The organism is Mariprofundus erugo, from assembly GCF_005818865.1.
Lineage (GTDB): Bacteria > Pseudomonadota > Zetaproteobacteria > Mariprofundales > Mariprofundaceae > Mariprofundus > Mariprofundus erugo.
This window is the reverse complement of record NZ_VBRY01000003.1, coordinates 86271-108128: the sequence shown is the minus strand read 5'-3', so window position 1 is coordinate 108128 and position 21858 is coordinate 86271. Positions and strand designations below refer to the sequence as shown.

Below are 21858 nucleotides of genomic sequence, written 5' to 3'. Positions count from 1 at the left end.
ATGGTGTGTCTGGACTTGTTATTGTTAAGCACAGAAAGGTATGCTTAACGGGGTTTTTTTGTGAAAGACGTTTCTGATCAACAAGTTATAAGCCATCTTAAGCGGCTGAATCCGTGGTGGGAGAGCGCCTGTATGGATAATGAGACGCTTAAATTGCGTCCTCGTGCCTATTTGGACCCCGTGCGTCAGTTGCTGCTGGAACCAAGTTTGCGTCGTGCTGTGGTGTTGCTTGGGCCGCGCCGGGTTGGTAAAACGATTCTGATACGCCACCTGATTGCCGATTTGTTGAAAAGCGGGGTCAACGCACAGCGAATCGTTTATGTGGAAATGGATCACCCGCTGCTACACGGGCAATCGCTTGATTCTCTAATTCAGCAGATTGAAACCGTAGCCCCGGATGGCGAGGGAGCGCGCTACCTGTTTTTCGATGAAATACAGTCTCACAAAGATTGGGAAAAGCACCTTAAGCCGTTGGTCGATCATCGCCCTGATTTACGCATTCTGGTGTCCGGCTCTGCCGCTGCCGCGCTCAAACGCCAAAGCACAGAGTCGGGGGCAGGTCGTTTTACGGATTTTCTTCTCCCTCCGCTGACGTTCTCTGAGTACCTGGACTTACGCGAAGAGCCTGCCGCCATTCGGGAGGAGTACCACAATCGGTATGTGCTCGATGATATCACCCTACTGAATGAGCAGTTTGTTGATTATGTGAACTATGGCGGTTATCCGGAGTTGGCCTTGTCGGCTGTGGTTCGGAGCAACCCGGAACGATTCGTTAAATCAGATATCGTGGACAAGGTTCTGTTGCGTGATTTGCCTCAGTTGTATGGCATCAAGGACATTCAGGAACTCAACTCGCTGTTTACGCTGTTGGCCTTCAACACGGCTGAGGAAGTTTCATTTGAGCAGTTGTCGCAGCGAAGTGGCGTGGGCAAGCAGACAATCCAGAAGTACATCGAATATCTGGAGGCTGCTTTCCTTATTCAGAGGGTGTTTCGAGTGGATCAGGATGGTCGTCGTTATCAGCGAGAACGGAACTTCAAGGTTTATCTTACCAATTCTGCTATGTATACGGGGTTGTTTGGTGCGAGGAAACCGGATGAGGCGGAGTTCGGGCATCTGGTGGAGACCGCTTTGTTTGCTCAGCGTTTCCACGAAGGGGCACGCCTGAATTATGCCCGCTGGGGAAGCCAGGATTCTGAAGTTGATCTGGTGGAGTCTTCTCAGTTCCTCAAACCGACGGGTGCGCTGGAAATTAAATGGAGCGACCGGTATGTCGACAAGCCGGAGTCTCTCAAAGGTTTGATGCGATTCATAAGCAAAAACCGACTGCCGTTGGCGTGGGCATCCACGCGCAGCCGGTTCGGAAAGAAGGATGTTGATGGCGCCGAGGTAAGGCAGTGGCCCGCCGCCGTACTCGCTTTTCATTATGGCGCCAGCGCGGTTCGGGGGCGTTTGGCTGATTTCGATGCTCAGGTCAGCGGGTTTACCGGATGACTGAAGAACAAACCACATACCGCTATGCGCCGATTGCCGTTTCGGATGAGAGCACGGTGGTTTCAGAGTTCGTTGCCGATGAGGTGCGGGAAGCGTCATATCAGAGTGAAGACGCTCTGGAAAAGGCCCTTATCAAACAACTCCAGTCTCAGGCTTATGAATACCTGCCAATCACCTCTGAGGCGGAACTGGTCGCCAACCTTCGCCGTCAGTTAGAGGCGCTGAACAAAACCGAGTTCTCCGATAGCGAGTGGGATGGTTTTTTTCGTGAAAAGGTCTCCGGAGCCAATGACGGCATCATCGAGAAAACCACCCGTATTCAGGAAGACCACATCCAGGTGCTCAAGCGCGATGATGGCAGTGTTAAAAACATCTACCTGATTGATAAGGCCAACATCCACAACAACCGGCTACAGGTGATTAACCAATATGAGGTGGAGGGGAAACGAGCCAACCGCTATGACGTAAGCATTCTGGTGAACGGCTTGCCGATGGTTCATATCGAACTCAAGCGGCGCGGCGTGGATATCCGCGAAGCGTTCAATCAGATCAATCGCTATCAGCGCGATAGTTTCTGGGCTGGCTCAGGGTTGTTTGAATACGTCCAACTCTTCGTCATCAGCAATGGCACGCTGACCAAGTATTACAGCAACACCGTGCGCGATGGCCATCTGAAAGAGCAGACCAGCAAGCGCAACAAGAGCAAGACATCCAACAGTTTCGCATTCACAAGTTGGTGGGCGGATGCGAAGAACCGGCCAATCACTGAACTGACCGGCTTTACCAAGACCTTCTTCGCCAAGCATTCATTGCTGAATGTTCTCACCAAATACTGTGTGTTTGATGTGGACCGCAAACTACTGGTGATGCGTCCATATCAGATTGTGGCGGCTGAAAACATCCTGCTGCGCATCCTCACTTCATCCAATCAGAAGAAGCAGGGCCACATAGAAGCAGGCGGCTACATCTGGCACACCACAGGCTCAGGTAAGACACTGACCAGTTTTAAGGCAGCGCAACTGGCAAGGAACCTGCCGAACATTGATAAAGTGCTGTTCGTTGTGGACCGCAAAGACCTTGATTACCAGACGATGCGTGAATACGAACGCTTTGAGAAAGGTGCGGCCAACTCCAATACCTCAACCACGGTGCTCAAGAAGCAACTGGAAGACCCGGCTGCGACCATCATCATTACCACCATTCAGAAGTTGAGCCGTTTTGTAGCCAAACACAAAGCGCACCCCATCTATGAAAAGCCGGTTGTCGTCATCTTTGATGAGTGCCACCGCAGCCAATTCGGTGATATGCATCAGGAAATCACCCGCTCATTTAAGCGCTATCACCTGTTCGGTTTTACCGGCACGCCCATCTTTGCGGCCAATGCCTCCAGCAGTCTCAAAGGCTCGGCACGAACCACAGCACAGGCATTCGGAGACAAACTCCACTCCTATACGATTGTCGATGCGATTAACGATAAGAATGTGCTGCCGTTCCGTATCGACTATATCAACACCCTGAAACTCTCAGAGCACATCAAGGATAAGAAAGTATCGGCCATCGACACTGAACGGGCCTTGCTGTCGCCGGAACGTACCGAGCAGGTCGTTGCCTATATCCGTGAACACTTTGACCAGAAAACCAAACGTAGTTCCAGTTATACGCTGGGTGATAAGCGGATGGTGGGCTTCAATTCACTGTTTGCGACGGCTTCGATTGATGCGGCTAAACGCTACTACCTTGAGTTTGCCAAGCAGCAGAAGGATTTGCCTTCGGATAAGTGCCTCAAGATTGGCCTGATATACAGTTTCGCAGCCAATGAGGATGACGAAAGCGGCATACTTGGAGAAGAAGAGTTTGAAACCGCTGGGCTGGACCAGAGTTCGCGTGATTTTTTGGATGCCACAATCAGAGACTACAACACGATGTTCGGCACCAGTTTCGATACATCTGCCGACAAGTTCCAGAACTACTACAAAGACCTGACATTGCGGTTAAAGAACCGCGAGTTGGATATGGTCATCGTGGTGAATATGTTCCTGACTGGCTTTGATGCGACCACGCTCAATACGCTCTGGGTGGATAAGAACCTGAAGGCGCACGGCCTTATTCAGGCGTATTCACGAACCAACCGTATCCTTAACTCGGTGAAGACCTACGGAAACATCGTAGCCTTCCGCGACCTGGAGAAAGAAACCAACGATGCGCTGTCGCTGTTCGGCAACAAGGATGCCAAGGGCATCGTGCTGTTAAAGCCGTATGCCGAGTATTACAAAGAATATGAGAAGCGGGTTGAGCAACTCACCACTGATTATCCCCTTAGCCTCCCTATCATCGGAGAAGAGGCTCAGAAGGCATTTATCAAACTCTTCGGTGCCATCCTGCGTCTGAAGAACATCCTGACCTCATTCGATGATTTCACCGGCAATGAAATCCTTAGCGACCGTGATTTTCAGGACTATCAGAGCCTCTACCTGAATATCTACGCTGATTTCCGCACCAAAGATGACGGTGAGAAAGAAGCCATCAATGACGACATCGTGTTTGAGATTGAACTCATCAAGCAGATCGAAATCAATGTGGATTACATCCTGATGCTGGTTGAGAAGTATCTGAAATCGAAGGGCGCAGGCGAAGATAAAGAGATACAGGCAACGATTGACCGGGCGATTAACTCCAGCCCATCGCTGCGCAACAAGAAAGACCTCATCACTCAGTTTGTGAAATCGCTCTCAGCCTCAGCCAAGGTGGATGAAGAGTGGTTGGCCTTCATCGAGAAGAGAAAGCGTGAGGAACTCGATCAGATTATCACTGAAGAAAATCTGAAGCCGGATGAGACAAAGAAGTTTGTAGAGGATGCTTTCCGCGATGGGGGTATTTCATCTGGAGGCATTGCTATCACTAACATCATGCCACCAGTCTCTCGCTTCTCTCGGAACAACAATCACTCCGAGAAGAAGCAGACTGTACTTGGCAAACTGACCGAGTTCTTTGAGCGGTATTTTGGGCTGGCTTGATGGGAGATAACTGATGCGCTCCGGAAGTTCTAGGAACTATCTGTTTTACGAAGGCGATTTAGATGCAGCACAATAGGGGTCAGGACTCGTTTCGCGCATTTTCATCGACGGATTTAATGATCCGACGCCCTGTCACCACAATAGGGGTCACACAATAGGGGTCAGGACTTGTTTCGCGCATTTTCATCGACGGATTTAATGATCCGACTCCCTGTCACTGCTGATAGATTGCCACCCCGACATTCATCAACCACAACAACCGCCGATGGGCACAAAAAAAAGGGGCTGCCAGCGCAACCCCTCTCTCCTTCAACCGTTGTTATCAGTGGCAACCACCATGGCCATGCACATGACCATGCGCCAGCTCTTCCTCGCTGGCCTCACGCACAGCAGCCACACTGACATCAAAGTGCAGCGTTTCACCTGCCAGCGGATGATTTCCGTCGATGGTAATATCATCACCATCAACAGCAGCGATTCGGATCACCTGCACGCCCTGCGAGGTCTGCGCCTGAAATTCCATGCCGGGCTCCAGCGTATCGACGCCCTGAAACATCTCGCGCGGTACCACCTGGACCATATTTTCATCAAAATCGCCATAGGCATCTGATGGCGCAATACTCACCTTCAGATCATCGCCGGCAACCTTGCCGGCAAGAGCCTGCTCAAGACCGGGGATAATATTTTCCGCACCATGCAGATAGACCAGCGGCTCCGCATCACGGGATGAATCGATAACCTCTCCGTCATCGTTGGTCAGGGTGTAATGAATGGATACAACCTTGTTGTCGGCAATTTGCATGGCGACCTCCTTAAAAAATCGTCACGCTACGCGATAAGACCATCCCGACAAGCGCAGTTTTTATACGGACACAGCCGCCGGTCGACAAAAAAGCAACGGGCAATCGGCCTCAGCCCAGCCGAGGAATGCCAGCTCGTCGAACAGATGGCGGCGTGTCAGCGGGATTTCATCAAGAAACTGCCGCTTGCCATCACGATGAGCCAGCCTGGCAAAAATACCGATCGCCTTGATATGACGCTGCAGAGCGGTCAGACGCAGCAGACGGTGCCACTGCTTGAAATCGCTAAAGGCTGCAGCCAGATCATCGGGCAATGCAGTGAAAAATTCGCGGCTCCACTGCCGGCGCATCTCTTCGGGGTAATCCTGATAACAGTCATACAGCAGCGATGCCAGGTCATAGGTGACGGGGCCCGCAACAGCATCCTGATAGTCAATCTGACCAAGCGGCAGACCTCCCGCCGGCAACATCAGGTTACGGCTATGATAATCCAGGTGTACAGGTACGCGCGGCAGCGCTTCAATCTGCAACAGCGCCTGATGCAAGCCGGCATGAAATGCCTCTCTCTGGCCTTCATCCGGAGTGAAACCGGCCACACAGGGAAGGTACCAGTCCAGATAAAGGTCACACTCACGACGCATACGCGCCAGATCAAACGGCGCCAGCGTTACGGTTGGAGCAGATGCCTGCAACCGATGCAGCTGCCGCAGGGCATCGGCAAGCATGGGGGCTGCATCACCGCCTGAGCCCAGGTGCACAGCCCATGTCAGGTCACCGAAATCCTCAAGCAGGAGAAGGCCCTGCTCAATATCGGCTGCATACAACTGTGATACCCGCAAACCAGCCTGTTCCAGCCATTCACGCACATGCAAAAACGGCCGCACATCCTCGTGCGGTGGAGGTGCGTCCATCAACACATAGCTGCACTCACCCTGTCTGACCCTGAAATAACGGCGGAATGATGCATCTCCGGCCAATGGCCGCACATCAAACGCCTCTGTCAGCACCCGATGCAGCCATGCATGGCGCAGGTCACTTCTGTTCTCATCCACCACGAATCAACAACCCCTTCACGTGCACCTTCTGTTCGATATCGGCCAGTTGCTTGTCCGCCTCAATCCTGCCGCCATAAGGACCGGCAAAAATACGGTACCACGTCCCCTTGTCGCCCAGTTCAACCGTCTCCACCAGCGCCCTGAAACCGGCCTGAGTCAGCTTCTGCTGCATACTGTTGGCATCTTCCCGGCTGCGAAACGAGGCGATCTGAATACGATAGAGCGCATCATCAACGGCAGGCGCCACAACGGCTGCCGTCTCGGCAGGCAACGCCTGCTTCACCTCACTTCTGGTTGCCGCCGCAGGATGGGCATCCACGGCCACCGGTTTTACCTCAACCCTGGCCGCAGCCACAGGCCGGGTATCCACATGCGCATCTGCTTCCGGCTCCGGTGCAGGCTCCAGCACAGGTGACGGCTTCACCGACTGTTTCGGCAACTCACTGTAAAACTGCAGATTCCCCACACGGGCATGGGCACTCTGCTGAGCCTTCGCCTTCCACAGCTCGACCTGCTCCTGCAACCCCTCGATATTGGCCTGCAACACATGATTTTCAGCTGCTTTCTCATCCAGTTTTGCCTGCAGTGCATCAAGCTTGGCCTGTGGCACACCATGCTCACCTGCACCGCCCCCCTGTTGCCCGCCAATCCAGTAGCCGGCCACAAAGCAGAGGCCGGCAATCAGCACAATGGCAACGACCGATACAACCGAGATGCCATCCTGCTTCTTGTCCTTGCGACTGGGAGCCTCCAGCCGGGCAAAATCCTGCTTGGCCATTACATCCGTTCCGGCGCCGACACACCGAGAATGGTCAGCGCATTGCTAATCACCTGACCAACCGCCCGAATCAACAGCATACGGGCACGGGTAAGGACCACATCATCGGTCACAACCCTGTTTTTATGATAAAAACTGTGGAAATCGGCAGCCAGACGCATGGCAAACGTCGCCACACGATAGGCCTCAAGCCGCTCAGCCGCCTTCTGCAAGGCTTCCGGATAGGAGAGCAGATGCGCCACCAGACGCTGCTCCTCATGTGAGGTCAGCACCGAGACATCCACATCATCCGGATCACCGAGGGTGTGCCCCTCCTCCTCCGCCTTGCGCAGAATCGCGGCAATACGGGCATGGGCATACTGCACATAATAGACCGGATTTTCGTCGTTCTTCTGTTTGGCACCCTCAAGATCAAAATCCAGCTGACTTTCAACGCGGCGGGTCATGAAGTTGAAACGAACAGCATCACGCCCCACTTCATCCACCACTTCGCGCAGGGTGACAAACGTGCCGGCCCGCTTGGACATCTTCACCGGCTTGCCATCACGGGTCAGATTCACCATCTGCACCAGAAGCACATCCGGCTGCGCATCACGGCCGGTTAAAGCCTTCATCGCCGCCTGTACGCGCGACACATAACCACCGTGGTCAGCACCCCAGACATCGATCATCCGGTCAAAACCACGCAGATGCTTGTCGTAATGGTAGGCGATATCGGCGGCAAAATAGGTTGCCGTGCCATCCTGCTTGGCCAGAGGGCGATCAACATCATCGCCGAAATCCGTTGTCCGGAACAGCTGCTGCTCAACCGGCGTATAATCCTCGATCTCCTTGCCCTTTGGCGGTGGCAGCGTGCCGGTGTAAACAACACCATCGCTGCGCAATTTATCGATCAGCTCGTTGACTCTGCCGCTTGCGTGCAGACTCTGCTCGGAAAAATAGAGGTCGAAGCTGATACCGATCGCCTGCAGATCATCGCGAATCATCGCCATATTCGCATCAATGGCGGCTCGCCCGATCAGTGCGGCGCGATCAGCGGCATCCATGGCAGACAAGGCCTGATAATCGTGTTGCTGCAAAAGGTCCGCAGCAATCTGGACAATATATTCACCCGGATAGGCACCATCAGGGAAATCAATCTCTTCCCCCTGCAACTCCTGCATGCGCAACCAGACGCTGTTTGCCAGCACACCGACCTGGGCACCGGCATCATTGATATAATATTCACGCTGCACATTTTTACCGACAGCCTTGAGCAGATTGGCCAGCGAGTCGCCGACGACTGCTCCCCGTCCATGCCCGACATGCATCGGTCCGGTCGGATTGGCAGAGACAAACTCCAGATTAATCCGGCCCGTATCGTCCACACCGGCAGCACGCCCGTAATTCTCAGCTGCGGAGATAATCGTTTTCAGCACCTCAGCTTCACTGGCCTGGCGCAGGCGGATATTGATGAAACCGGGGCCGGCAATGTCAGCACCGACGACCGAATCCGGCCACTTCACGACCTCAAGCAGGGCTGCGGCAACCTGTTGCGGACTTTTCTTCAGCACACGGGCCAGTGGCATCGCCACATTGGCGGCATAATCACCATGCTCCTTGATTTTCGGACGCGTCAGCTGCACCTCGGGAGCAACAGCATCCGGGTGGTCCTTCAACAACTCTTGTAGTGCGCCCTGCAATGCCAGTTCCAGTGCCTGTTTCATCATACCTCCGAGGCAATCGCTATCTGCCCGTAAAAAGTCGGCGCATATTACCCTTGCAGTGGATCTTTTTCACGGGATTAGATGTGACCGCCCGCCTGCGGCAGATGCAGCCGGCACGGCAAGCCGTGATGAGTCCTGCACTTCCGGGCAGCCCATAAATGGATACCGCAATCCGGCCGGACCACGGGAGCGGACGGCTTTACCGACGCCGGGTGAGCATCACCATGCCGCTACCCTCACAAAGTAATTTTGCCCGAGGCCGCAATCAATCACATCCACTTAATGCTGGCAGTCCGGGCAATAAAAGCTGCTTCGCCCCGACTGTACCATGCGCCGGATCACAGTACCGCAGCGCAGACAGGGCTCACCCTCCCGCCCATAGACCTGAAAACTGTGGGCGAAGTAGCCCGGCTTGCCATCGGCTTTAACAAAATCGCTGATCGTACTGCCACCGGCGTTGATCGCCTCGGCCAGCACCTGACGAATGGCAAGTACCAGTGCCGCCAGCCGCTGCTGTGATATGCGCCCTGCAGCACGGGCCGGATGAATACCCGCCCTGAACAACGATTCGGCGGCATAGATATTACCAACCCCCACCACGCAACCGGCATCCATGATCACCGACTTGACCGGTGCCTTGCGGCCACGGCAAAAGGCCAACAGATACGCCGCATCAAAATCATCACCAAGCGGTTCAGGCCCCAGCCGTGCAAACCATGGATGATCCATCACATCGGCCGCCGCCATCAGGCCGGCATAGCCAAAGCGCCGGGCATCGCGATAACGAAGGCTGCGACCATCATCCAGATTCAGCTGCACATGTTCGTGCAATGCGGCAGGGGCCTGTGTCGCCAGCAGGTGAAACTGACCGGTCATGCCGAGATGCCAGATCAATACCCGCCCGTCATCCAGCTCGAATAACAAATATTTTGCCCTTCGCCTGATTGCCGTCACCCGACAGCCGGCCAGCCCCGCCAGATCAGGCAATGGATAGCGCAACCCTGCCCGGTGACAGCTCACCCCGACAATGCTGCGCCCCACCACCGGCGCCAGCCCGCGACAGACCACCTCAACCTCCGGCAATTCAGGCATAATCAACGTCTCCTGTGACTCAAACGATCTCTTTCACCGCCGCTATGAACTCAACAAAGGTGCCATGTCACCATCCTGTCACCCTTATGCCACACCCATGTCGCATTTGAAAAACAGCCTTGCACCACAACACAACGGAGGCAAGCCATGTCATTTCTTGAAGAAGCCGTCACAGATCATGTTGAGATTTTACAGTGGATCAGTAAACAACAGGGGCATATCCCCGTCGCCGATATCGAATTCATGATGGGACTCCCCCCTTGCGATCATGGCGATGAGGAGCAGAGCTACAACTGGGAGTAAAACCGGTCAGGGCTGGTGCGCCAGCCTTCTGACCAGGTCCCTGGCGGAGACCACCCGATCGACAAAGAGAATACCATTGAGGTGATCAAGCTCATGCTGGATCACCCGCGCTTCAAAGCCGCTGCTCTCCAGCTGCTGTCGCTGGCCGTGCATATCATCATAAGTCACCCGAATCGATTTGGCCCGTTCAACCATCCCCACCCAGTCGGGTACCGACAGACAACCCTCTCGCCCCAGCGAGCTGCCTGTTGCAGATTCAATCACAGGGTTGCACATCCATAACAGCCCGTGGTTACGACACGGGCGCTGACTCAGACGGCAATCAACCACCATCATGCGCTGCTGCCAGCCGATCTGTGGCGCGGCAATACCCACGCCCCCCGGCCCGGCCCGCATCATTGCATCCAGCTGCGCAAAACGCTGCTCAAGCTGCGGCGTAAATTCGCTCACATCCGGGCAAACCGCCCGCAACAACGGGTGGGGATGGACAAGTATCGTGACATCACTCATGACAAAAAGAGGCGCCTGAGCAGATCAGAGAATGGCATCATCCAGCACATGCACTTCGACGCTGACGCCGATGCGCCCTGCCACCGCCTGCAGCGCATCATCCATCGCATCTGCACCGTTTGCCGCAATCTCAAGCACCATCATATAGACATCCCCGCTCTCGCTCTCCCGCTGTTCGGTCGATACATCGACAATCGACGCACCGACATCGGCAAGCGCGGCCGTGACAGCATGCACAATACCGACCCGATCAGCGCCGTGAACCGTAATCACATGATCAGGCTGCAGCGCCTGCGTGGCCGCCTCCTCATCACTGATCACCTGTGACTGCACCGTCAGATGGGTGCGCTGCTCCAGCTCCGCCAGCGTCGCCTTCAGCTCACCCAGGCTGCGATCATCCGGCAGACTGACAATCATCATCATGGTAAAACGCCCCCTGAGCGCGGTCATCGATGAGTCCTCGATATTCGCCTCAAGGTGCAGCAGTGCTTCGGACACATCCCGGACAATACCCGGCCGGTCGTGACCTGAAATGGATAAAAGTATACTGGACATGTGGCTACCTCCGTTTCTCCGGCAGTCAGCCTATGGGCCAACAGTCGCAAATTCAATTTGATTATTGTTGCCGGACTACCGATAAAAGCCATTGATTCTTCGTTATCAGGGCGGTAGCAGGTGATATGTGTTTTTCAGCGACAGCCAGTTTCCTCGCCGGTAGCACCCTGCTCACGCTGGGAGCAATCACCGTGCACAAAACAACCGACAGGCGCACCCTCGCGCTGGCCGCCGTACCACTGCTGTTCGGGGTCCAACAAATGATCGAAGGGGGACTTTGGCTGGCAGCCCTGCACCACGATGAGCAGCTCAAATCGATCATGGCCCACCTGTTCACCATGTTTTCGCACGTGCTCTGGCCCGTCTATATCCCGTTCGCGATTGGCATGCTTGAAATCATCGCGTGGCGTAAGAGAACCTTGTGGCTGCTGCAACTGATCGGCCTGTCGGTCGGCATTCACCTGCTGATCCAGATCACCACGCAACCATTAACCGCTGAGGCAGAGGCGCATGTCGTTTATGTATCCGGCCACAGTTACGCCTGGCCGATGATGATCCTTTATATGGCCGCCACCTGCCTGGCCCCGCTGCTGTCGAGCCAGCCACTGATCCGCCTGTTCGGAGCCATGGCGCTGCTTCTGTTCGCCATCGCCTACCTGTTTTATACGGCAGCCTATATTTCTGTCTGGTGCTTTTTCGCCGCCATTTTAAGCACCATCATCTACCTTCACATCGTTCGACGAACGCCAGGGACATGAATCCACTTGTTCTTACCTCGCGCTCACTGCCAGATGTAGCTAGATATCGCCACACCCTTATTAAGGGAACTTGATTCTATTTAGCCAAAGGGTATCGCCCTCTAAAAGTCTTTTCTATCGCTGATACAAGATCATCTATTGCTGTTCGCGTATCACGTATAATTTTATCCTGCTCTGAAACTGCACAGTGACTTGATGGATCAAGATTGCTTAAGGTAATCGATCTACGTAGCATTTTAGCATGGGCATTTCGCTCTTCATTTGAAAGAAGAGCCGCATATTCTATTTCATCTATAAGTTTTTTTATCTTCCAATTGATACAAGTTGCATCATCTGAAGTAATCTCATTGGACATATGAGCTTTTATCGATGCTGTCTCTAATTCATAGCTATAACTCTTAACTCTATCAATAGATGCTCGTGTTTCCTTCCTATCCTCGCGGATATTATGCTGACGATTGATAATCCCCCATCCAATAATAACCAGCACCCAAGTTACTATTTGCCCCCAATTCAACGAGGTGCAATTACTTTCCGGCATCGTCTATATATTCCAATATTTCTTGTATTAAACTTTGATCACTAGCCTTAAAAGTAATCAACTCTTTTACCCTTTCGGGTAAAAAACCCTCTCGAATCAACCCCCCAAAGGCCTCCTCCAGAAATGATGAGCCATACCCACGCGTTCCATCCAAATCGATTGTAATATGCTTATCATTCTTAATGGGTGGCTCTAAAAACTTTTTGCGAAATGATTCACCGCTAAATGGCCCATCTGCAATTACACGCCCTGCAGGATGCCGAGAGAAATCGCTAGCGATACTTATCTTAACCGTCATGCTATTTAACCTCATTGGGACTTAATGGAACCTCCCACATAATCAAAGTTCCGTAAATTGACTTCTTATAGTCGATACTTTTTTTCTCTCCATTATTGAGCACCAATGCACCACGGTTACTCATTACGATAAGGTTGCTTCCTTTGATTTTATGAATCGTTGACACAATCTGAGGAAGCCCTTTACCACGATATTTTTTTTCAGTTCTAGACTTGCCAGCGCCAGCTGCAAATTTAATTATTTCACTGTCCTTCTTAGTAAATCGAAAGCGTTGCATCACCTCCCACAGACTAGGCCTTGTACGCGGAAGACTTTCAGGGATGCCAATACCAACATCATAAAACACCACATTCAATTTTCCTTCCCGCTCTTGGGAAAACATCCACCAATCGTTAGCCTCTTCCTTTAGCTGCAACCCGTCTTTTCGCATGCCTATATATGCATGATGAACACTATTAGCCATCGCCTCGGTAATACCCTTGTATAGCTCACTATGCACCGCTTGGGCAATCGTACCATCATAGCCACCCAAAACATCCTCATACTTTTCACCATCTGCCATAGTTCCATGTGCACAGTTCCAATGCACAACATCACTATGCTTAGGAACAATATTGGATGGAAATTTAAGCGCATCAAAAACGCCAACTTTCTGCAGGACCTGCTTCACCTTAGCAGACTTTGGAGCTTTGCATCGAATCGATGATTTGATGCCAAAGTGCCGAATAAGCCTATCTACTTCAGCTTTAAAAAGAATTACTCCACCTGCATTCATTTTGGTTGTGTTACTAAAGTCAATTAGTGTTCTACCACCAGCCCTCACTTGATTTCTAAGCTTAGCAAGAAAATCCAGCAACTCACATCGAGCCTTATCATTATAGGCACAAAATATTTTTGGAGCTTCAAGAATATACCTTTTTACGCGTGCAACATAACCACTACGGTGATTTACTTTGGCTTTTTTGCGAGCACGTTTAGCTACTATACGCCTATTTCGCAGGCGCGATTCATAAGTAACTCTCTTCACGTGCCCCCCCTAGCGCAAATACCTGCACGGCATAAGCCCTGAGCACGGCGGCCACGGTAATGAATGAACCGAGCACCAGAAATGAACCGCCCGGATGCGCGGCCAGCTCCTGTTGCAGTGCCGTCACCGCCGCATGCGTATCGCCACCGGCATCACCACGGCGGTAGACAACCTTTTTGGCCAGCGGTGAAAGCAAAGCGAGTTCATCCTCAAGCGAGCGATCTTCGCGCGTAAAGACAAGAATCGCATCGAATGGATCTGCCAGTGCCGGCAGTGATGGCAACAGCGCCTCGATGGCATGACGATTGTGCGCCGCATCCAGCCAGACCTGAGCGGCACCGACCTGCAACGACTGCAAGCGCCCTGCGACCCGACAACCGGCTATCGACTGGCGGGCACACGCCAGATCGAGCTCAGGAAAGAGAGGCTGCAGCTGCTGCACTGCAGCATAGGCCAGCGATGCATTGACCTGCTGATGAGCCCCGGACATGGCCAGCTCGGGCCAGTGGAGCACATCACATGACTGAAATGACGGATGAAAGGCCTGAAAAACAGCTGCAACCGCATCGGCCTGCGGCGCCGAGATACTCCAGCGGCAGCCATCCATTGCATACGCTTTTTCACTGGCAATCGCACGCAGGGTATCACCAAGCCAGGCCTGATGATCGAGGCCGATCGGCGTCAGCAACGCCATATCCGCCGGCACTGCAGTGGTGGCATCAAGCCTTGCCCCGACACCGGCCTCAAGAATCTCCACATCGACAGCGGCACGGGCAAAGGCATCCAGCGCCAGCGCCGTTGCAACTTCAAAATAGGAGCCGCCGGCCGCAAGGGCCACCGGCATGATCCGCTCAAGCCCGCCAAGCAGTGCCGCATCGGTCAGCGGCACACCATTGATGCGAATGCGTTCATTAAAGCGAAGCAGATGCGGTGAGGTATACAAGCCAACCGTAAGGCCGGCCGCCTGCAGTGCAGCGGCCAGCATATTTGAGGTGGAGCCTTTGCCATTGGTACCGGCTACCCGTATGCGCAGACGCGGGCGATGCCGGCTGGTAGCAGCCAACAGGGCATGCATGCGTTCATGGCCGGGCAAATAGTCACGGTCAGCCGAGGGTTGCCCCAGCTGATTCAGCCACGCATCAATGTCCAGCGGCTTGGCTATGGCAGCAATCAGCCCTGTGGCTGACGATACGGTCTGTCACTCAGGTGAACAAACAGCGTGGACAGATAGTCACGCAGCTCACGTCGATCCACCACATCATCAATCAGACCATGTTTGAGCAGAAACTCGGAACGCTGGAATCCCTCAGGCAACTTCTGCCCTACGGTTTCCTGAATCACTCGCGGACCGGCAAAACCGATCAGTGCATCCGGCTCGGCAATAATCACATCACCCAGCCAGGCAACGGACGCCGATACGCCACCCATCGTCGGGTCGGTCAGCAGGCAGGCAAACGGCAGCTTGGCCGCGTTGAGCCGGTTCACAGTCGAAGAGGTCTTGGCCATCTGCATCAGCGATAGCACCCCCTCCTGCATACGCGCGCCACCGGAAGCAGTCACCAGCAGATACGGGCAATTGCGCTCGAGCGCATGCTCCATACCGCGCACAATCTTCTCGCCGGCCACCGATCCCATACTGCCGCCCATATAGGAGAACTCGAAGATCGAGGCAGAGATCGTACGGCCTTTGATGTCGCCGATGTAATTACGAACCGCATCTTCAGGGCCGGACTTTTTGGCAGCATCACGGGTACGATCCTTGTAGCGCTTCTTATCCTTGAAGGAGAGCGGATCCTCGGAGCGCAGGGCACGGTCCTGCTCCTCAAAGCTCTCCTCATCAAACAGCAGCGCCGCACGCTGGGTGGCACTCATGCGCAGGTGATAATCACACTTGCTGCATACCATGCTGTTACGGGTCAGCTCTTTGTTATACAGCGCCTCGGAACAGCTGGGGCACTTCACCCACAGCCCTTCCGGCGAACCGGAATCACTTGGCTTCAATATATTTTTCGGCGCTTCAATCAGGCGCGTAAACCAGCTCATGGCAGGGCCTCCGGCGATTTATTACAACAACAGTTCATCGACTTGCGTCAACATGCGCAGCAAGGGGACTTCCAGCGCCTCAATCTCGGCAGTCATGATCTTCAATGTTTCAGGCTTCATATGGTAGAGATAGATCGGCACACTACCAAGTTGCGTAAATTTTTGCAGGTCCCGCATCATCCCCTGCGGGGTCAGGTGGCCGCTGATATCGGCCAGACGCTGATAACTGTTGGGAAATGAGCAATCCAGAATCACGCCCTTCAGGTTCGGCTGGGCACTGGCAATCTGCCAGAGCCGGTCGGTATTGCCGGTATCCGCCGAATAAATCACCTGGCTGTCGCCGTCATCGAGCAGAAATGCCGTACAGGGAACCGGGTGATTCACCATGATCGCCGTGACCGTCACACCATCAACGACAAACGGCTGCTCCGCCTGAATATCCATCAACGTCAGAATCGGATCCTCTGTTGTCGGAATCTGGGTGAAATCAGGCCAGATGCGCTCATTGAAAAAGTATTGTTTCAGCACACGGTTGTTTTCCGGCAGCGAGTGAATCTGAATCGTGCGATTCTCGACGACTCCGCCCATCCGCTTGATCGAGCGATTGTCGGCCAGAAAGGCAATGTCCTTGATATGGTCAAGGTGGGTATGCGACAAACAGATATGACGAATACCATGCTGCTCTTCAAGCGAGAGTGCCTCCGTCGGGGAGCCGGCATCCAGCAAAATCGTATCATTGACCAGAAACGAGCTCAGGCGGAAGCCCAGCAGCTGCCCGCCATAACAGCCGAGCACGCGAACTTTCAAACGGCGGTCTCCCGGGCCGTCGCAGCCCGCATGGCATCGGCCGAGGCTGACAGCGCGGCCAGTGCTGCTGCGGCATCACTGTTGGCTGCCACCTGACTGACAAAATGGCTTCCCACAACCACACCGTCGGCAAAGGAGGCCACCTGAGAAGCCTGCTCCGGCGTCTTGATGCCGAAACCGACGCAAACAGGCATACCGCCAGCCATCGACTGAATATGAGCCACCTTGTTGCGAATGCCGGTGATATCGCCCATGTCGGCACCGGTAATACCGGTCAGGGAGACATAGTAGATAAAACCGCTGCCGGCATCGCAGGCCAGACGAATGCGCTCATCCGTCGATGTCGGCGACAACAGCAGAATACGGTCCAGACCATGCTGCCTGAACGAGGCATCACAAATCCCCCCCTCTTCCGGCGGAATATCCACGATCAGCACGCCATCCACTCCGGCTTCGGCAGCACGGCTGGCGAACAGATCAAAGCCCATGGCATAGGGGATGTTGGCATAGCCCATCAACACGATACCGAGATCGGGATTGGCCTGACGCACGGCACGGCAGTGTTCGAATACATCCGCGATATGGGTGCCGGCAGCAAGAGCACGTACGCTGGCAGCCTCAATGACCGGACCATCCGCCATCGGATCAGAAAAAGGCATACCGATCTCAAGAACATCGCAACGGGATGCCAGCGCCAGCAGCAGGGCACGACTCTGCTCCGGATTCGGGTCACCGGCAGTCAGATAGCCGACCAGTGCCGCCCTGCCTTCAGCCCGACAGCGCTCAAATACCTCTCCGAGACGCGCGCTCATTGTTCACCCTCCAGCCAGCCCAGATGCCGGAACACATTATTCATATCCTTGTCACCACGCCCCGACAGATTAATGATCACCAACTGATCCGGACGCATACCAGCGGCAATACGACAGCCGGCAGAGAGCGCATGGCTCGACTCCAGCGCCGGAATAATACCTTCACAACGGGTCAGCTGCTGCAGCGCCAGCAGCGCCTCATCATCGGTAGCCGAGTCCAGCTGCAAGCGTCCCTCTTCCAGCATCAGGGCCAGTTCAGGTCCCACTCCGGGGTAATCCAGACCGGCAGAGATACTGTGCGTGCCCTGCACCTGCCCCTCATCATCCTCAAGCAGATAGGTCAGGTTGCCATGCAGAATACCCGCCTTGCCTGCAGCCAGGGATGCCGCGTGTTTACCGCTCTGCAGGCCGTAACCGGCCGCTTCGACAGCCACCAGCCGCACATCCGCATCACCGCGAAACGGATGCAACAAACCCATCGCATTGGAACCACCGCCGACACAGGCAACGGCCACATCAGGCAAGCGTCCTGCCTGCTCCAGAATCTGTGCTCGCGCCTCCTGGCCGATCACTGTATGAAACTGGCGAACGATCAGCGGATATGGATGCGGACCGGCGGCGGTACCGAAGATATAGAAGGTATCCTCACAGGTAGCCACCCAGTTGCGCAGTGCCTCATTGACCGCATCCTTCAGCGTTGCCGTACCTGAATCGACAGGGATCACATTCGCACCCAGCAGACGCATACGCAACACGTTCGGCATCTGGCGCGCCATATCCTCACGCCCCATATAGATATCGCACTGCATGCCAAACAGCGCCGCAACCGTCGCCGTCGCCACACCGTGCTGGCCGGCACCGGTCTCGGCAATCACCCGCTTCTTGCCCATACGCCGGGCCAGCAGCCCCTGACCGATCGTATTATTGATTTTATGCGCACCGGTATGATTCAGATCTTCCCGCTTAAGATAGATCTGCGCCCCCCCGACCAGTCTGGTCAGGCGCTCGGCATGATACAACGGTGTTGCACGGCCGACGTAATTTTTCAGCAGGTCCAGGCGCTCGCGATGAAATTCGGGATCGGCCCAGGCGGCGTAAAATGCCTGCTCGATCTCTTTCAATGGCTGCATCAGCGTCTCGGCGGCAAAACGCCCGCCGAAGCGACCGAAGTGACCACCGGCATCCGGTGCATGCGTAATATCAAAGCTGTAAACAGGGTGGTCCGGACTGGCCTGCGGTAAACGACTCACAACGGCTCCTTGCCTATGGAATGATGATCAGCCACTGACTGGCCGACCTGGCAGCCGTTCACGGCTGCGATAAATCTGCGCATCCTGTCAAAATCCTTGATGCCGGGCGAAACTTCAACGCCGGAGGATACATCCAGCGCAAACCATTGGCGAACAGCCATTGCATCGCGAACATTTTCAACACTCAGCCCCCCGGCCAGAACGAGCGGATAATCATGGCTGAACCCATCGAGCAGCGACCAGTCAAAACGCTTGCCGGTACCGCCATACACACCGGCCGGCGCCCTGGCATCGAGCAATACCGGGCAGGGGTAGGTGGCAACACGGGCAAGATCCTCAGGGGAGGCAATGGCAACGGCCTTCATGACCCGACGTGGAAATGCCGCACAAAATTCAGGCGACTCATCGCCATGCAGCTGAATATCGCTGAGCGGACAACAGCCAAGCACCGACTCAATCTCCTGCTGCGATGCATTCACAAACAGCCCGACGGTGGCAACAAACGGAGGCAACTGCCTGATGATGGCAGCTGCCGCAAGCGGATCGATATAACGCGGAGAGCGTTTGTAAAAGACAAAGCCGAGGGCATCGGCGCCCAGCCGCACTGCATCCAGAGCATCGTTCAAACGGGTAATTCCGCATATCTTGATACGGGTTCGGCAAGCTGATTGATGTACGCCCATTCCGCTACACTAGAAGGCTGCGGGGATGATGACAAACGCCGGCAGAGTACGGATTTGCCTAACCGTTACAAATTCCTAGTATGCCCTCATGCACGCACTTATGAATACCTATGCCCGCTTCCCGATCACCCTGACAAAAGGTCAGGGGGCCATTGTCTGGGATGATGCCGGCAACTCCTATCTCGATTTTATTTCCGGCATTGCCGTAAACACGCTTGGGCATGCCCATCCGGCGATGACCGCCGCCATTGCCGAACAGGCCGGCACCATGCTGCACTGCTCGAACCTGTTCCATATTCCCAAACAGCAGCAGCTTGCTGAAGCGCTGGTCCGCCTTTCCGGGCTTGCTGCCGCGTTTTTCTGCAACTCAGGCGCGGAAGCCAATGAAGGGGCGATCAAGCTGGCCCGCAAGTATTTTCATGATCAGGGCTCATCACGGCGCACGGTGATCTCGGCAACCCAGTCATTTCATGGCCGCCTGCTTTCAACCCTGACCGCCACTGGCCAGGATAAGGTAAAGATCGGCTTTGACCCGCTGCCACCGGGCTTCATCCATGTGCCGCTCAATGATATTGAGGCACTGAAAGCGGCCATCACCGATCATACCGCAGCGGTCCTGCTCGAGCCGTTACAGGGCGAAGGCGGCGTCAACATTGCCGAAGCAGCCTACCTGCAGGCTGTTCGCCGGCTTTGCGATGAGCATGGCATTCTGCTGATGCTGGATGAGGTCCAGACCGGTATCGGTCGCTGCGGCACCATGTTCGCATTTGAACAGGCAGGTATTACGCCGGATATTCTCACGCTGGCCAAAGGGCTCGGAGGCGGCGTGCCGATTGGCGCTCTGCTGGCCGGCGAAAAGGTCGCGGCATCATTCGGCCCGGGCAGTCATGGCTCGACATTCGGCGGCAACCCGCTCTCCTGTACTGCGGCACTGACCGTGCTGGCCACCATCGAGAGCGAGTCACTGCTCGAGAACGTCAATGCCCGTGGTGCACAGCTGCAACAGGGACTCAATGAATTGCGGCGGCGTTTCCCGGTCATTCGCGCCGTTCGCGGCCAGGGACTGCTCGTCGGCATGGAACTCGCCACCGAGGCAGCCCCCTATGTGGCAGCCGCCCGCAATGAGGGACTGATGATTCTTCTCGCCGGCCCCAATGTTCTCCGTTTTCTGCCACCGCTGAATATTCGCGAGGATGAGGTCAATGAGGCACTCGCCCTGCTGGCCTCGGCCATGGAGTCGCTGGCATGAGACATTTCCTGACCCTGCTCGACATCTCCCCGGATGAAGCCCGGCATATCCTGCAACGGGCAGAAAAAATAAAGCGCAAGCTGAAAGAGGGCAAACCAACCCGCCCGCTGGAAGGCAAGACGCTGGGCATGATTTTTGATAAAGCGAGCACCCGCACCCGTGTCTCGTTTGAGGTTGGCATGTACCAGCTTGGTGGCCATGCGCTCTTTTTGCATTCAGGCACCACCCAGCTTGGCCGTGGTGAACCGATTGAGGATTCTGCCCGCGTTCTCTCCGGCATGGTCGATGGCGTCATCATCCGCACCTATGCCCATGAAACCGTGCAGCGCTTTGCCGAATACTCGACCGTTCCGGTTATCAATGCCCTGACCGACCTGACCCACCCCTGCCAGGTATTGACCGATGTCTTCACCTATGAGGAGCAGCGAGGCTGCATCAAGGGAAGAACCGTGGTCTGGATCGGCGATGGTAACAATATGGCTCACTCCTGGATCAACGGCGCCGTCACCTTCGGCTACCGGCTCCGCATCGCCTGCCCTGCCGGTTACGCACCGGATGAAAAAGCGGTTGCAGCAGCCCGTGCACTCGGTGCCGATGTCAGCCTGACCCACGACCCGCTGGAGGCCGTTGCCGGCGCCGACCTGGTCACCACCGATGTATGGGCCTCCATGGGCCAGGAACATGAGCAGGCGGAACGCGCCAGGGCATTCGCCGATTACCGCGTCGATGCCAGAATCATGTCCTATGCCCATCCGGATGCACTGTTCATGCACTGTCTGCCGGCCCATCGTGGCGAAGAGGTTACCGCCGATGTCATCGATGGCCCCCAGTCAGTGGTCTGGGTTGAGGCAGAAAACCGCCTGCATGCCCAAAAAGGATTGCTGGAATTCCTGATGGCCTGAACCTGAGCCGTCACCATCCTGCTGATGGTGACGGCCCGCCATGCCTCGCAAGAGGCTCCCATATCAATCGCGACGCCCCCTGCAATTACGGTTGATTTCCCGTCACGCTTGTCGCACCATCACATATGCAACACACATCCTGCAGGTTTCACCCGAAACCACTTGATCAAGGAGGATGAGG

22 protein-coding genes are annotated in these 21858 nt (G+C 54.9%); 6 read left to right on the top strand and 16 right to left on the bottom strand.

Going from position 1 to position 21858, the window contains the following annotated elements; genetic code table 11:
- The first annotated feature begins 132 nt into the window (after positions 1 to 132).
- Both FEF65_RS04030 and FEF65_RS04025 read left to right on the top strand, forming a co-directional pair.
- Entirely contained in the window at positions 133 to 1494 is a 1362-nt protein-coding gene (locus FEF65_RS04030; protein ID WP_138238508.1) for an ATP-binding protein, read from the top strand.
- Complete coding sequence (locus tag FEF65_RS04025; RefSeq protein ID WP_138238507.1) at positions 1491 to 4508, top strand: type I restriction endonuclease subunit R; 3018 nt, start codon at positions 1491 to 1493, stop codon at positions 4506 to 4508. The genes FEF65_RS04030 and FEF65_RS04025 overlap by 4 nt, the downstream gene beginning before the upstream one ends.
- A 322-nt stretch (positions 4509 to 4830) precedes the next feature.
- Here the strand turns inward: FEF65_RS04025 and FEF65_RS04020 are convergent, their stop codons facing one another.
- The 5 genes from FEF65_RS04020 to mutM form a co-directional block, all read right to left on the bottom strand.
- Positions 4831 to 5310 (bottom strand): FKBP-type peptidyl-prolyl cis-trans isomerase, encoded by a 480-nt coding sequence (locus tag FEF65_RS04020; RefSeq protein WP_138238506.1) that lies wholly within the window; start codon positions 5308 to 5310, stop codon positions 4831 to 4833.
- A 60-nt stretch (positions 5311 to 5370) separates the two neighbouring features.
- A complete protein-coding gene (locus FEF65_RS04015; protein WP_238701167.1) occupies positions 5371 to 6360 on the bottom strand; it encodes an aminoglycoside phosphotransferase family protein in 990 nt (329 codons plus the stop codon).
- Positions 6353 to 7141, bottom strand: coding sequence for an SPOR domain-containing protein (locus FEF65_RS04010; RefSeq protein WP_138238504.1), 789 nt, complete (start codon positions 7139 to 7141; stop codon positions 6353 to 6355). Before FEF65_RS04010 ends, FEF65_RS04015 begins: the two co-directional genes overlap by 8 nt.
- Positions 7141 to 8847: an arginine--tRNA ligase gene (gene argS / locus FEF65_RS04005; RefSeq protein ID WP_138238503.1), complete on the bottom strand. Its 1707-nt coding sequence runs from the start codon at positions 8845 to 8847 to the stop codon at positions 7141 to 7143. The genes FEF65_RS04010 and argS overlap by 1 nt, the downstream gene beginning before the upstream one ends.
- Positions 8848 to 9126: 279 nt before the next feature.
- Positions 9127 to 9939 carry a bifunctional DNA-formamidopyrimidine glycosylase/DNA-(apurinic or apyrimidinic site) lyase gene (gene mutM / locus FEF65_RS04000; RefSeq protein ID WP_138238502.1) on the bottom strand — a complete coding sequence of 271 codons (813 nt, stop codon included), beginning with the start codon at positions 9937 to 9939 and terminating at the stop codon, positions 9127 to 9129.
- Between the two features lie 147 nt (positions 9940 to 10086).
- Here mutM and FEF65_RS13480 point away from each other — a divergent pair, with 147 nt between their 5' ends.
- Positions 10087 to 10242 carry a hypothetical protein gene (locus tag FEF65_RS13480; RefSeq protein ID WP_162847945.1) on the top strand — a complete coding sequence of 52 codons (156 nt, stop codon included), beginning with the start codon at positions 10087 to 10089 and terminating at the stop codon, positions 10240 to 10242.
- Between the two features lie 6 nt (positions 10243 to 10248).
- Here the strand turns inward: FEF65_RS13480 and def are convergent, their stop codons facing one another.
- Together def and FEF65_RS03990 are read right to left on the bottom strand one after the other, a co-directional pair.
- A complete protein-coding gene (gene def, locus FEF65_RS03995) occupies positions 10249 to 10752 on the bottom strand; it encodes a peptide deformylase (RefSeq protein ID WP_138238501.1) in 504 nt (167 codons plus the stop codon).
- 24 nt (positions 10753 to 10776) lie between these two features.
- On the bottom strand, positions 10777 to 11307 hold the full coding sequence (locus FEF65_RS03990) for a glycine cleavage system transcriptional repressor (protein ID WP_138238500.1): 531 nt from the start codon (positions 11305 to 11307) through the stop codon (positions 10777 to 10779).
- A gap of 125 nt (positions 11308 to 11432) precedes the next feature.
- On the opposite strand from FEF65_RS03990, the gene FEF65_RS03985 reads away from it, so the two are divergent.
- The gene (locus tag FEF65_RS03985; protein WP_138238499.1) at positions 11433 to 12065 is read left to right on the top strand and encodes a DUF6629 family protein; all 633 of its coding nucleotides are present in this window, start codon (positions 11433 to 11435) and stop codon (positions 12063 to 12065) included.
- A gap of 76 nt (positions 12066 to 12141) precedes the next feature.
- Here FEF65_RS03985 and FEF65_RS03980 read toward each other — a convergent pair whose 3' ends face one another.
- The 9 genes from FEF65_RS03980 to FEF65_RS03940 all read right to left on the bottom strand — a co-directional run bounded on the left by FEF65_RS03980 (position 12142) and on the right by FEF65_RS03940 (position 19526).
- Positions 12142 to 12555 carry a hypothetical protein gene (locus FEF65_RS03980; RefSeq protein ID WP_161595171.1) on the bottom strand — a complete coding sequence of 138 codons (414 nt, stop codon included), beginning with the start codon at positions 12553 to 12555 and terminating at the stop codon, positions 12142 to 12144.
- A gap of 37 nt (positions 12556 to 12592) precedes the next feature.
- Positions 12593 to 12904, bottom strand: a complete 312-nt coding sequence (locus tag FEF65_RS03975; RefSeq protein ID WP_202978225.1) for an STAS-like domain-containing protein — start codon at positions 12902 to 12904, stop codon at positions 12593 to 12595.
- A gap of 1 nt (position 12905) precedes the next feature.
- The gene (locus FEF65_RS03970) at positions 12906 to 13931 is read right to left on the bottom strand and encodes a hypothetical protein (RefSeq protein ID WP_138238496.1); all 1026 of its coding nucleotides are present in this window, start codon (positions 13929 to 13931) and stop codon (positions 12906 to 12908) included.
- Positions 13912 to 15006 carry a bifunctional folylpolyglutamate synthase/dihydrofolate synthase gene (locus tag FEF65_RS03965; RefSeq protein ID WP_238701166.1) on the bottom strand — a complete coding sequence of 365 codons (1095 nt, stop codon included), beginning with the start codon at positions 15004 to 15006 and terminating at the stop codon, positions 13912 to 13914. The genes FEF65_RS03970 and FEF65_RS03965 overlap by 20 nt, the downstream gene beginning before the upstream one ends.
- Before the next feature lie 95 nt (positions 15007 to 15101).
- Positions 15102 to 15974, bottom strand: a complete 873-nt coding sequence (gene accD, locus FEF65_RS03960) for an acetyl-CoA carboxylase, carboxyltransferase subunit beta (protein ID WP_138238494.1) — start codon at positions 15972 to 15974, stop codon at positions 15102 to 15104.
- A 21-nt stretch (positions 15975 to 15995) separates the two neighbouring features.
- A complete protein-coding gene (locus FEF65_RS03955) occupies positions 15996 to 16781 on the bottom strand; it encodes a 3',5'-cyclic-nucleotide phosphodiesterase (protein WP_138238493.1) in 786 nt (261 codons plus the stop codon).
- Entirely contained in the window at positions 16778 to 17593 is an 816-nt protein-coding gene (gene trpA, locus FEF65_RS03950) for a tryptophan synthase subunit alpha (RefSeq protein WP_138238492.1), read from the bottom strand. The genes FEF65_RS03955 and trpA overlap by 4 nt, the downstream gene beginning before the upstream one ends.
- Positions 17590 to 18792 carry a tryptophan synthase subunit beta gene (trpB, locus tag FEF65_RS03945; protein WP_202978229.1) on the bottom strand — a complete coding sequence of 401 codons (1203 nt, stop codon included), beginning with the start codon at positions 18790 to 18792 and terminating at the stop codon, positions 17590 to 17592. Before trpB ends, trpA begins: the two co-directional genes overlap by 4 nt.
- A gap of 47 nt (positions 18793 to 18839) precedes the next feature.
- Complete coding sequence (locus tag FEF65_RS03940) at positions 18840 to 19526, bottom strand: phosphoribosylanthranilate isomerase (protein WP_138238490.1); 687 nt, start codon at positions 19524 to 19526, stop codon at positions 18840 to 18842.
- Positions 19527 to 19614: 88 nt separating this feature from the next.
- Here FEF65_RS03940 and FEF65_RS03935 point away from each other — a divergent pair, with 88 nt between their 5' ends.
- Together FEF65_RS03935 and argF are read left to right on the top strand one after the other, a co-directional pair.
- Complete coding sequence (locus FEF65_RS03935; protein WP_202978224.1) at positions 19615 to 20775, top strand: acetylornithine transaminase; 1161 nt, start codon at positions 19615 to 19617, stop codon at positions 20773 to 20775.
- Positions 20772 to 21677 (top strand): ornithine carbamoyltransferase, encoded by a 906-nt coding sequence (gene argF, locus FEF65_RS03930; RefSeq protein WP_138238489.1) that lies wholly within the window; start codon positions 20772 to 20774, stop codon positions 21675 to 21677. Before FEF65_RS03935 ends, argF begins: the two co-directional genes overlap by 4 nt.
- Positions 21678 to 21858: the final 181 nt, after the last annotated feature.